Annotated in this window: 11 protein-coding genes; 4 read left to right on the forward strand and 7 right to left on the reverse strand. The window is 38.5% G+C overall.

All coding sequences use genetic code 11. The features are described from left to right. Positions 1–4: 4 nt before the first annotated feature. From C0975_RS10095 to mak, 4 genes are read right to left on the reverse strand one after another with little or no spacing between them, the layout of a single operon-like run. Positions 5–985 carry a carbohydrate kinase family protein gene (locus C0975_RS10095; protein WP_101776268.1) on the reverse strand — a complete coding sequence of 327 codons (981 nt, stop codon included), beginning with the start codon at positions 983–985 and terminating at the stop codon, positions 5–7. Beyond that, entirely contained in the window at positions 972–1,856 is an 885-nt protein-coding gene (locus tag C0975_RS10100; RefSeq protein ID WP_101776269.1) for a ketose 1,6-bisphosphate aldolase, read from the reverse strand. Before C0975_RS10100 ends, C0975_RS10095 begins: the two co-directional genes overlap by 14 nt. A gap of 1 nt (position 1,857) precedes the next feature. Next, positions 1,858–2,541 (reverse strand): D-lyxose/D-mannose family sugar isomerase, encoded by a 684-nt coding sequence (locus tag C0975_RS10105; protein WP_101776270.1) that lies wholly within the window; start codon positions 2,539–2,541, stop codon positions 1,858–1,860. A gap of 57 nt (positions 2,542–2,598) precedes the next feature. After that, positions 2,599–3,510, reverse strand: a complete 912-nt coding sequence (gene mak, locus C0975_RS10110; RefSeq protein ID WP_101776271.1) for a fructokinase — start codon at positions 3,508–3,510, stop codon at positions 2,599–2,601. Positions 3,511–3,609: 99 nt separating this feature from the next. On the opposite strand from mak, the gene C0975_RS10115 reads away from it, so the two are divergent. After that, the gene (locus C0975_RS10115) at positions 3,610–4,329 is read left to right on the forward strand and encodes a response regulator (RefSeq protein WP_101776272.1); all 720 of its coding nucleotides are present in this window, start codon (positions 3,610–3,612) and stop codon (positions 4,327–4,329) included. Between the two features lie 215 nt (positions 4,330–4,544). Here C0975_RS10115 and C0975_RS10120 read toward each other — a convergent pair whose 3' ends face one another. From C0975_RS10120 to C0975_RS10130, 3 genes are read right to left on the reverse strand one after another with little or no spacing between them, the layout of a single operon-like run. After that, a complete protein-coding gene (locus C0975_RS10120; protein ID WP_101776273.1) occupies positions 4,545–5,474 on the reverse strand; it encodes an ABC transporter substrate-binding protein in 930 nt (309 codons plus the stop codon). A gap of 25 nt (positions 5,475–5,499) precedes the next feature. Beyond that, entirely contained in the window at positions 5,500–6,471 is a 972-nt protein-coding gene (locus C0975_RS10125) for an ABC transporter permease subunit (protein WP_101776274.1), read from the reverse strand. Between the two features lie 40 nt (positions 6,472–6,511). Further along, positions 6,512–8,032 (reverse strand): sugar ABC transporter ATP-binding protein, encoded by a 1,521-nt coding sequence (locus C0975_RS10130; RefSeq protein ID WP_379095396.1) that lies wholly within the window; start codon positions 8,030–8,032, stop codon positions 6,512–6,514. 303 nt (positions 8,033–8,335) lie between these two features. Between C0975_RS10130 and C0975_RS10135 the strand changes: the two genes are divergently transcribed. The 3 genes from C0975_RS10135 to C0975_RS10145 all read left to right on the forward strand — a co-directional run bounded on the left by C0975_RS10135 (position 8,336) and on the right by C0975_RS10145 (position 13,173). Then, positions 8,336–9,052 carry a pirin family protein gene (locus C0975_RS10135; protein WP_101776276.1) on the forward strand — a complete coding sequence of 239 codons (717 nt, stop codon included), beginning with the start codon at positions 8,336–8,338 and terminating at the stop codon, positions 9,050–9,052. 239 nt (positions 9,053–9,291) lie between these two features. Further along, entirely contained in the window at positions 9,292–10,446 is a 1,155-nt protein-coding gene (gene hmpA, locus C0975_RS10140) for an NO-inducible flavohemoprotein (RefSeq protein ID WP_101776277.1), read from the forward strand. A 138-nt stretch (positions 10,447–10,584) separates the two neighbouring features. Further along, positions 10,585–13,173: an ATP-binding protein gene (locus C0975_RS10145; RefSeq protein WP_101776278.1), complete on the forward strand. Its 2,589-nt coding sequence runs from the start codon at positions 10,585–10,587 to the stop codon at positions 13,171–13,173. The last annotated feature ends 1 nt before the right edge of the window (position 13,174 follow it).

The following is a 13,174-nucleotide window of genomic DNA, read 5'->3' on the forward strand; positions in this document are numbered from 1 at the left end:
CATTTTATGTTTGTGCCGCAATAAAACTTTGCAATGTTTCATAACTGACCGCACCACCTGTGGCTGACATAGAGAATAAATTAAAATATGCCAAGCCATGCCCGAGTTTTAACACCTCAACTAAAGGCAAATGATGGTGTAAACCATAAAGCACACCAGTACAAAAAGCATCACCAGCCCCTAACGTACTAATAACGTGTTTCTTCTCCACCCAATAAGATGGCACTCCAATCTGTTCCCCTTGTTTATTTGTTGCCACTGCCCATTTTGGCTCATGCACAATCACAGTATCTCGCACACCTTGTGCTATAATTTGTGCTGCCATTTGTTGTAATACTTCTGGTGTAGATGCTAAATGCTCACAATCCGTCAGCCATTTCGCTTCAACATCATTAATAATGACATAATCGACAAAAGGTAAAATTGGTTGGATTTGTTGGATGAAAATGTGTTTATCTGACACAGAAACTAAATCAATAGAAATCAGTAAACCTTGTTGATGTAATTGTGTCAGTGTATTCTTGAGCTGAGCGACATCCAATAATTGTGGCAATAACGGAAGGTATGCAATATGTGCAATTTTAGCGGGATGATGAATTTGCAAAATATGTTCCGCTTGGTACTGTGCCATCGCTCCCACATAATGAAAAAAAGTGCGGTCACCTGTGTGTGAATTTATCATCACATCTGTAAACGAAGTAGGTAAATCTAATTCAACCACATTATCTACATTCACACCATGTTGCTGGGCTTGACGTAAAATAAACTGTCCTTCACTGTCTTTACCAATTGCCCCCGCAAGAAAACGCGGTAAGTCTGGATCAAGTTTCGCTAAATTAAACAATATATTAGTACAGCCACCACCACAATGAAGTTCGACTTTTGAAATGGTGGCTAACATAGATTCTTGCGGATAATCTGAAATCAATAAAGTACGATCAACTAACAAATTACCAATTGCGAGAATACCATTACGTGCCTGCATAGTATTGTGCCTTATTAATACTATTAAAAATGTGCATTTGTTCTGCAACAGTATGGCTAATTGCTTGTTGCACATTATTCATCATAATCAAGTAATAATTATATTTAGCGTCTAATTCAGTATTATTTATATCTTGTTCAACTTGTTGTAACGCGGCTTGTGACATACCAGTAAAGAAATTGATTTTACAAATGCCACGCTGAATCGTCTGTTGGAAATCTTCTACACTTAAGCCTGACCCCCCATGTAAAACCAATGGTACAGAAACAGCCTGATGAATTTGCTCAAGTCGCGCAAAATCTAATTTAGGTACGCCTTTATATTTACCATGCGTATTACCAATTGCAACAGCAAGTGCATCAATCCCCGTTTCACTGACAAATTCCACTGCTTGTTCCACTTTGGTATATAACGCCACATCAGCGCTACTTTCTAATGCACCGCCTTCATCCCCCCCCACTGCGCCTAGCTCACCTTCCACTGAAATACCATAGTTTTTACACAGTTCAACTACCTTGCGGGTTTGTGTAATATTTTCGGCATAAGGTAATTGTGAACCATCAAACATAATTGAAGAAAAACCGCACTTAATCGCACGCTCAATCGTAGGGAAAGTTAAGCCATGATCCAAGTTTAAACAAACAGGTATCCCAGCAAGTGCTGCTTTTTTCTTGATATATTCTGTCGTTGGCTCTAAATCAATATACTGTAAATGTACCTCTGCTACGTTAATAATCACTGGCGATTGATGTTGTTGCGCCGCAGCAAAAACTGCATCAATAAAATTGGAATCAATCGCATTAAATGCGCCTACTGCAAATTTGTGTTGGTTTGCGACAGCCAACATGGATTTTAAATTTAACAATGCCATGTTATTCCCCTTTTAAATAATGGTTATAATCACTACACAGCAAGTGAATTGGTGTTTCGTCTTCTTCAATGTGTGAGAAACGCCCTAAAGGCTCTAAAAAGCGATTATCAGTTAAATCATCATTTGCCATAGAAACTTCACCCGCTAACACCACGCCATCTTCAGCCCAAAAACTATGGTAGAGCAATGGGGTTAAACAAATACTCTGCCCGGGTTTAAGTTTAACTAGACCACCTGCTGGCACAGTCATTTGCTTGCCATCAATCGCAACGTGAATATCTGCGCTATCATCTAACAAATCCGTTTGCTCATCACGTTGATATAAGCGAATCACTAAAGTCCCGCCGCCACGATTAATAATATCCTCCATTTTTTTCCAATGGTAATGCATGGGGGTAATTTGCCCTTCTTTTACCATCATAATTTTCTCTGCATAAGGCTTATTGTTAGTTGCAGACTGATTACGAATGGTGAATAACGTTAAACCAAATTTGGCAAAATCATTCAAATTAAAATCTGTCACATCCCAGCCTAAACGTGCATCAAGAACTTCTTGTTGTGTACTAAGATTTGCTTGTTGCCAATCTTGCAAGCTGTAATCAGCAAATATGGGTAGATGGAAACAATAGCGCTGCATTAGCGCCTTTGCTTCCTCAATCACTTGATTAATTTCAGAACGTTTCATGCTCCCCTCCCCCCTTCAATAAGGTCTAAAGTGCGGTCGATTTTGCAAAAGTTTTGCTTATTTCTCCAACGGCCATAACCAAGCGGCACCGCGCACACCACTAGAATCACCATGTAACGCTTTACGAATTGGCGTATGGAACTCTTTACCAAAAATGTAATTTGGCATTAATTTTGGTACATTCGTATAAAGCCGATCGATATTACACACCCCACCAGCGAATACAATAACATCAGGATCCAGCATATTGACATAAGCCGATAACGCTTTGGCTAAACGACGTTCGTAAGCCTGAATTGATTGCTCGGCGAGCACATCCCCCTGTTCAGAAAGAGCAACAATCTCATTCCCTTTTAAACGCTGACCAGAACGACGTTCATAGTCATCGCATAACCCCGTACCAGAAACAAACTGCTCAACACAACCATAATGCCCACAATAGCATTGATTATGACGTGCAACTTCTCGTTCTTCTTCATCCATCCAAGGTAACTGGTTGTGCCCCCATTCACCACCAATACCGTTACCTCCATTATGAGGTTTACCATTAATCGCAATACCTGAACCAGAACCTGTACCTAAAATCAACGCGAGTACCACTTCATATCCGGCTCCTGCACCATCAGTGGCTTCAGATACGGTCATACAGTTTGCATCATTGGCAATACGTACTTCTCGACTTAATAAACGACACAAATCTTTATCTAACGCTTGCCCATTTAGCCAAACCGAATTGGCATTTTTCACTTTATGGCTAAAAGGTGAAATCGTTCCTGGAATACCAATACCCACCGTACCCATTTGTCCTGTAGCTTGTTCTGCATCATCAACTAGTCCTTTAATTGCTGCCAATGTTTCTTCATATGAACCTCTTGGTGTTGGCACACGTTTTCTAAACAGTTCCTTTCCATCATTAGAAAGTGCAATCACTTCAATTTTTGTCCCACCTAAATCAATGCCAATACGCATAGCCACCTCATAATGTTAATTTTGTGAATTGATGAATATTATTTCAGAACGAAATTATATATACTTTAGAAATTCTTTGTGTCATAAATGAGTCCAGCCATGCAACAAAATACGTCTATTCTTGTTATTGATGATGATGTTCAAATTTGTGAACTGCTTACCGATATTTTCGAAGAGCATGGTTATGCTGTTGTCAGTGCACAAACAGGCAAACAAGCATTAAGTTTGCTGCAATCTGGCGCCCATTTTTCTCTTATTTTTCTGGATTTAATTCTGCCTGACGTGAACGGTTTAGTCCTATTACAAAGTTTAAAAACAATGACGTCAGCACCTGTCATCATGTTAAGTGGGCTAGACTCTGAATCTGATATTGTGGTAGGTTTAGAAATGGGTGCCGATGACTACATTCCAAAACCATTTTATCCTCGTGTAGTAGTTGCAAGAGCAAAAGTAGTTTTACGCCGCCATCAACCACAACCTTTTATTGCAAGTAATATCCACCAAGGACTCACCTTTAATCACTGGATCCTTGATACTGAAAATCATAAACTTTATACCCCACAAAAACAGGAAGTAGAACTAACTCAAGGTGAATATACCTTGCTATATGCACTAATTGCTAATGCACAAAAAGTCCTTTCTCGCCAAAAGTTACTCGAACTCACTCACAGTGAAAGCTTAGAAATTTTCGATCGCACTATCGATGTTTTAATTATGCGCTTACGTAAAAAAATCGAGCCTAATCCCAAAGCGCCTACTTATATTCAAACTGTACGTGGTACTGGTTATTTATTTTCTGCTGCTGTTGAACGCTGTTAATTTATCTAATTAACTAGAATTCTACCACTTTTAATATAAAATCAATAAGTAAAGCACCTTTCCTCTTAGTGACAACTCATTGCTATAGACCAAATGGAAGGATTTCACCTTCCATTATATTTCGAATTACTTCGATAACGTCTATCTCTCAAATAAAACTCAATTTTTTCATATAATTCCCCCCTTTCTGAAAAAAGAAAGAGGGGGAAATTCAATTACTTAACAGTCCAACCTTTGTAATCTTTGATGTTATCACGAGTAATTAAATGTACTGGGATTAACACAGGATCTTTCGGGGCTGGTTTGCCTTGTAAAATATCATAACCAATTTTCACTGCTTCTGCCGCCATTACTTGTGGATCCTGAGCTGGCGTACCGCGGAATAAACTGTCTGATAATTTCAATGCTTCTTCACCATCTGGCGAACCATCCACACCCATAATGAAGAATTCACTACGCTGCGCCTGTTTTGCAGCTAAATCTGCACCAATCGCAGTTGGATCATTAATGGCAAATACCGCATCAATTTTCGGATGTGCAATTAATAATGAGGTCATCACTTCTAAACCACCTTCACGACTACCTTTTGCATTTTGGTTATGTGATAACACTTTGATATCACTATGTTTTGCAAATACATCTTGGCAACCTTGTACACGATCTTGTACTGCAGATACTGGTGGTCCATTAATAATGACGACATTCCCTTTACCATTTAATTTTTCAACGATAGTCTGGCAAGCAATTTCTCCTGCTTGGTAGTTATTTGAAGTCACTGTTGCATTCGCACCATCAGCCGCGACGTCAACCGCGACTACTACGATACCCGCATCACGTGCACGCTGTACTGCGGGTCCAATTCCTTTAGAATCTGCCGCATTAAGAATAATCATATCCGCTTTTGCCGCAATGAAGTTATCAATTTGTGCAACTTGTTGACCTAAATCATAACCACTTGATACAGAAACAACGTTCACTTTATCACCTGCTAATTCTTTGGCTTTTAATTCAGCTCCTTTCGCAATTTGCACGAAGAAGGGATTAGCCAAATCGCCCACTGTAACACCGATAGATTTTAATTCTTTTGCTTGCGCAAAAGGTGCGACTGCTAACATTAAAGATACTGCTAAAGTTTTTAATTTCATTACAATTTCTCCTATAAAGTGGATATTAAACTGAACGAGTACGGTATTTATCGATTAATACAGCAACGATGATTACCCCACCTTTAATAACGAGTTGCCAGAAATAAGACACGCCCATTAACGTCATACCATTATTTAAGGTGGCAATAATCAACGCACCGATGAGCGTACCTGTAATTGTACCGATACCGCCCACAAAACTTGTGCCGCCTAAAATAACAGCTGCAATTGCATCAAGTTCATAACCAACACCAAGGTTACCGTTAGCACTGTATAAACGTGATGCACTCATTACGCCACCAAGCCCAGATAACAAACCACTGGTTGCGTAAACAAAAATTAATACTAAAGACACTTTAATACCCGTTAAGCGAGCAGCTTGTAAGTTACCGCCTACGGCATAAATATGCGTACCCAATGTAGTACGACGCAAAATAAACCAACATACTGCAATAACAGCAAAGGCAATAATCACTAACCAAGGAATGGAGCCAAGATAACCATTACCGATCCAGCTAAATGAAATTTTTGAGTTAATCACTGTGGTGCCATCTGCGACTAGATATGCAGCGCCACGCAGAGCAGTATAAGTTCCTAGTGTCACAATAAAAGGAGGTAGCCCAGCGTAAGCAACGAGCAAACCATTAAATACGCCCATACCAAGACCAGCAAGCAAGGCAAGTGGTACAGCAAATTCAGCTAAAGCTGGGTTAAGTGAAGTCACTAAACCAATTACAGCGGTTACACCAAGAATAGAACCAACAGAAAGATCGATCCCTCCAGTTAAAATAACAAATGTCATCCCTGCCGCTAATACAATATTAATTGACGCTTGCCGTGTAATATTCAACATATTGGCTTCGGTCATAAAATTTGGTGCGACAAAAGAGAAAATAATGACGATTAAAATTAAAATCGGCAAAATCCCCATTGCTTGCATTGCATCCGCAATTGCAATCTTTTTAAAACCTGCTTTGGCTGGTTGTGCTGTTCCCATTTTTACCTCTCCTCAATTTTTAATTCTTTTTAATCTGATTCTATGATTCTGCACCACAAGCAAATGCCATAATGCGTTCTTGATTGATTTCATCGCCTGTTAACTCACCTACCGTATAGCCTTCGCGCATAACATATACACGGTCGCTCATACCCACAATTTCTGGCAACTCACTAGAAATCATCAAAATTGCGACACCTTGTTTTGCCATGTCAATCATCATGCGATAAATTTCACTTTTTGCGCCGACATCAACACCACGGGTTGGCTCATCCATAATAAACAATTTCGGCTGAATTGCCGCCCAACGAGAAAGCAACACTTTTTGCTGGTTTCCCCCAGATAAACCACTTACATTGACATTCGCACTTGGCACCCGCATTTTTAATCCTTCAATCGCTTCTTGCGTGGCTTGTTTACCTTTTGCCTGATTAATCACTAACATCGTAGCATCACGCTCAATGGTCGCCATCGTGACATTCTTCAAAATATTTAAATCAAGAAACAAACCTTCTTCTTTACGATTTTCAGGTAACAAAGCGACATGGTGTGCAATAGCATCACGCGGCGAGTGGAAACTGATTTCACCACCACTTAAATAAATTTTACCGTGAGTTGCTTGTTTTACCCCAAATAATAAATGTGCCAGCTCAGAACGTCCCGCCCCCACTAAACCAGACAAACCAATAATTTCTCCAGCCCTTACTACTAAGGAAGCATCTTTGACTTTATTACCATCAGACAAGTGTTCGACACGTAACACTTCTTCACCAGCAGGTACAGTTTCTTTATTAAATAAATCCGTCAGTGGACGCCCTACCATCATCTGTACCAACGTCGCCGAATCTAAGTTATCGCGGGTCAATGAACCTACATATTTCCCATCGCGCAATACACTAACACGATCTGCTAATTCATAAATTTCTGCCATTCGATGACTGATATAAATAATCGCCATCCCCTCATCACGTAATTTTTTCACTAATTCAAATAAACGCTCAGTTTCACGTGAAGAAAGCGCTGCAGTTGGCTCATCCATTACTAAAATACGACTATTACGATGCAATGCACGTGCAATTTCGACTTGTTGTTGCTCAGCAATGGTTAACGAAGAAACTTTTTGTGTTGCAGAAAATTGTGCGCCTAATCGATCCAATACTTCTTGTGACTCTTCAGCCATAGTTTTACGATCTAAACCAAACAGATTTTTAATTTCACGTCCAAGAAAAATATTTTCAGCGACCGTTAAATTAGGGGAAAGGTGAATTTCTTGATAGATTAACGTAATCCCTGCTTTAATTGCATCCTTAGGTGAAGAAATAGAAAAATGCTCACCATCAATGAGAATCTCACCAGCAGACGAAGTATAAGCGCCAGCAAGAATTTTCATCAGTGTACTTTTACCTGCCCCATTCTCTCCCATCAATGCATGAATTTCACCACGATAAATAGACAAATCCACATTTTGTAAGGCATAAAAAGTACCAAATCGTTTGGCAATGCCTTTCATTTCCAGTAGAGGGCGAACAGGCGAATCAGAACTAACTTGTGCCATCTTCATAAATCCCTTTTCAAATTAAACATAGTTTGCATTTAAGCACAGCAATATGAATGAAAAATGTTGAATCTCATTCATAATTGTCATAATTCTCAGTTTTTCTCAATTTTGCGAAAGGGATCACGAAATTCGCACAAAAACGACCGCACTTTACTCCAATATTAATGCAACATAACACTGCTCAAACTTTAATTAAAAGATGAATTATTTACTCTTTGTTAAAACAGAATCAATATTTCGTCTATTTATCTATTTATTAGAAAAGATATAATGCCCTTATATGTTGAACAGAGAGGGAATAAAAGAATGAAAACGGTATATCACGCAGCAAACAGTCGTGGCAACGCAGATCACGGTTGGTTAAAAAGCAGACACACTTTTAGCTTTGCGCATTATTATGATCCAACTCGAGTTCATTTTGGCGCGTTACGAGTCATCAACGATGATTTTGTTGAAGGTGGCATGGGCTTTGGTACTCATCCTCACGATAATATGGAGATTATTTCTATTCCATTGAGTGGTGATTTAGCACATAAAGACAGTATGGGCAATGGAAGTGTGATCCGTCATGGCGATATTCAAGTCATGTCTGCTGGGACAGGCATTACGCACAGTGAAATGAACCCTAACCCAGATAAGCCTGTGCAATTTTTACAAATTTGGGTCTTTCCAAATAAACGTGATGTGGAACCACGCTACCAACAAATTACGATTGCAAACACACAAAAACCAAATGATTTCCAACAAATCTTATCGCCTAATCCAGAAGATGAGGGGGTTTGGATTCATCAAGATGCTTGGTTTTCACTTGCCAAATTTGATCAAGGTGTTGCTAAAAACTATGCACTACACAAAACAGGCAATGGTGTGTACGCTTTTGTGATAAAAGGGAATGCGAATATTGGTGGTATTGAGTTAAACCAACGTGATGGTTTAGGGCTATGGGATACAGACAGTATTGATATCATTGCCACAAGCGATGCAGAAGTTTTGCTGATGGAAGTACCAATGGCGGTCGAATAATTCCCTATCACAAGTAAAAAAACCTGAGGCAATCCTCAGTTTTTTTTATGCCAAAATGAATTAGTACTAATTTTAGTTCAAAATAACAAATCTTATTATAAACATTCACTTTGATCTACATCAAAAACACTATTTATATACATCTAATGAGGTATAGCAAGCTATTACCTAGTTTATGTAAATTGAGCAAAAAATAAATCTGAGTAAATTACTCAATTATTAATAACAAGGAAGAAAAAATGTTAGATCAACAAACTCGTGACATTATCAAAGCGACAATTCCTGTTTTAGAACAACATGGCACAACCATTACTAAAACCTTTTATCACAATATGTTTAGTGCCCATCCTGAGCTATTAAACGTCTTTAATAAAACTAACCAAACACAAGGTCGCCAACCAATGGCGCTCGCCAGTACTGTTTTAGCTGCCGCAAAACATATTGATAATCTGGCTGCAATTTTGCCTAATGTGATGCAAATCGGGCATAAGCACCGAGCGCTAGAAATTAAAGCAGAACATTATCCCATTGTTGGTGAAAATTTACTTAAAGCGATTAAAGAAGTATTAGGTGAGGCCGCCACACCCGCAATTATTGATGCTTGGGCAAAAGCTTATGGGGTGATTGCAGATGTCTTTATTCAAGTTGAGCAAACAATGTATGATGCTGCGGCATGGGAAGGTTATAAGCCTTTTAAAGTCGTAGCTAAACGTGCTGTTTCTGATCAAATCACAGAATTTACTATACAAGCTGATTTCCCACTACCAATAGTCAAAGCAGGGCAATATATTACTGTACGCGTACAACCTGAAGGTGAAACCAATACAGCATGGCGCCATTATTCGCTCTGTTCAACGGACACTAATAATGGTTTAAAATTTGCCGTAAAACGTGAAGGTGTAGGTGAACAAAAAGGCTTAGTTTCACATTATTTACATGATCATGTACAAGTGGGTGATAAATTAGATTTTACCGCCCCAGCTGGAGATTTCTTATTAGCACAAAGCGATAAACCACTTGTTTTAATTAGTGGTGGCGTTGGTATTACCCCATTATTAGCTATGTTAGAACAACAAGTGAATACGAATGATCAACGTGAAATTCATTGGATTCATTCTTGCCGTAACCGCGAAAACCATGCTTTCAAAGCAGAAGTTGACACTTTAATTAACAAAGCAAGGCATGCTCAAAATCATGTAATTTATACTGCACAACAAGCGCGTATTGATGCAAACTTCATTGCTAAACATATTCCACAAGGTGCTGACGTATATGTTTGTGGCACTATTAGTTTTATGGAAAGTATGATTGATTTATTAAAACAACAAGGTTGGCATGAGAATGATATCCACTTTGAGCCGTTTGGACCAAAAATGAGTGTTGTCACTGTTTAACCACATTCCCTCGACCTACTTTAATGTTAAGTAGGTCGTTTCTTAGCATAAAAAACACAATTCAATTCATATTTATCATTTTTTTTCCGCCATTTATGCTTAAAATAGTGACTATCTAACTCAAGTGCGGTCTACATAATGAAAAACTGGAAAAACACTTTTTTTACTAAGTCTTACAGTGTACGCTTTCGTTTAATGCTCTTTTTGATCACAGCTATTTTTTTGATCGTTGTGATCAGTATGACTGCGATCATTGGCTTAAACAGCACCTATAATTCTTTATCTAACTTACGTGATCGTTCACTTACCCAAATGTTTTCCTCTATGACATTAGGTGTAAAAACAGCACAAATCTCCACTTATGCCAAGCGCCTTACCCAAACAACACGCGCCTTAGAGTATCAAGAGGAATCCAAAGCGTTGACTTTGCATGCACAACAGCTACAAACTCTGCTTGCTCAAGCAAAACAATCAACTTCAGAGCAGGATCAGCGTTTCGCCCACATCGTACATCACATTGATTTATTAAGTAAAAGCGTACAAGAATTATTACTGCAAACTCACAAACGTCATGTACTGCATACCAATATCATTAGTGAATTAAATCAAGGTTTACTTTATATCCAGCATATCAAAAGATTAGAAAAACGGACCGCACTTACCAGTGAGTTATCGCCCAATTTTATGTTACAGCTGGCTCGCGTAGAAAAATTAATCGAAGATGCCACCAAAAGCAGTTTTTCCACCAGCGTCTTTCTCAGTATTCAATCTAACTTTTTGTTCTTTCCATCAGTCGAAGACTTCACAGATATCCATGTTGAATTTAACAAGCTCAAACAGCTTTTTCCAACCATGATTCAAAATGCGGAAACATTGGCACAAATTAATCTACGTATTCAATTTTTGACTTTCCAAATTGATGCGCTAGTACAACAAATTAATCAACAATACACTCAACTTGCTAAAGAAAAAGTAGACAGCGTTAATGTTGATTCTGAACAAATTCAACAACTCTTATCTACCTTCTCACTATCTATTTTACTGTTTTCTTTATTCACTATTTTACTCATCATTATTCTTGGTCAATACATTTATTCCTTGATTGGTAAACGTCTTTATTCAATTACAGACGCGTTAAAACGCTTATCGCAAGGTGATAAAAATGTCACTGTACCACAGCAGCAAACTCAAGATGAAATTGGTGATTTAGCGCGTACTTTTGATATCTTTCATCAAAATGTAATTACGTTGGAACAAACAGATTCTTTGCTCAAAGAAAAAAGCGAATTATTAGAACAAACTTTTTTAGCTATGCGCGATGGTTTAGCCATTTTTGATAACCAACTTAATTTAGTTTCTTATAATGCCCAATTCAAAAGCCTGCTCCAAGATTGTTTCAATCAACATGAGCAACTGAGTATTCACTCACTCGTTGACTACTTCAACGCACAACAAGCGAAGGTGGTTGGTAGCGAGCAAGCTATTAATTTAGCGCTGTTGAAAAAAATTCGCCAAGCGCAAGATTTACTGGAAATTGAATACCAACAACAAATTTTGGAATGGCGTGTGAGTCCATTAAAAGATGGTTTAGTCACCTTTCTTATTGACCGTACTCAACGTAAAAAATTAGAAAATGAAATTGCACATAGCCAAAAAATGCGTGCTATTGGTCACTTAACGGGCGGTATTGCTCATGACTTTAATAACTTTTTAGCAGTCATTATTGGCAACCTTGATTTAATCGATCCCGATACTCTAAACGAGCGCCAAGCTAAGCGTCTACAACGCGCCTTGAAAGCTGCCGAAAACAGCGCGACTCTCACGCAACGTTTATTAGCTTATGCCAGAAAACAACCGCTGCATCCAACTACGTTAGATATCAATCAGCTTGTTCTGGAGTTTAATGATCTAATCAAACACACGATTCCACCAACAATTAAAGTGCGGTTAGATTTAGCCGAAAATTTACCACAAGTCTATATTGATAAAAATCAACTTGAAACCGCACTGGTCAATTTAATTGTCAATGCAAAAGATGCATTAAATAACGAAGGTAACATCATTATTCGTACAACACAACTCAATGTACAACGCACACATCGCCAAGAACATATGGTGCAATTATCCATTATTGATGATGGTTGTGGCATGGATGAACAAACACAGAAACATGTCTTTGAACCTTTTTTTACCACTAAACAAAATGGACGTGGCAGTGGTTTGGGCTTATCTATGGTATATGGCTTTATTCGCCAATCAAAAGGCCGTGTGACGATTGACTCTCGCTTAAATAAAGGCACTACAATTCACTTACAATTGCCAATTATGAAACAGACTCAAACACAAACGCGAGTTACACAACAAGACTGTGCAACTTGTGATATCCAATATCAGATTTTAGTGGTAGAAGATAAAGCCAGCTTACGCGAAACATTGGCAGAGCAACTGCATACCATGGGCTATCAAGTCATGTTGTGTGAATCTGGTGAACAAGCAATTGAATTACTCAGCCAAGGGCGAACCATTGACTATTTACTTTCTGATATTATGTTATCTGGCAAACTCACTGGCACAGATGTAGCAAAATGGGTAGTCGCTCATTTACCGCAGGTCAAAATTCTCTTAATGACTGGGCATACTGAGCAATTAGAAAAAGCAGAACAATTCCCTGTTTTAGTTAAGCCTTTTAAACAAAGAGAATTACAACAAAAACTGACCGCACTTTAAC

Origin of the sequence: Pasteurella oralis (assembly GCF_002850605.1) — a bacterium.
GTDB lineage: Bacteria > Pseudomonadota > Gammaproteobacteria > Enterobacterales > Pasteurellaceae > Pasteurella > Pasteurella oralis.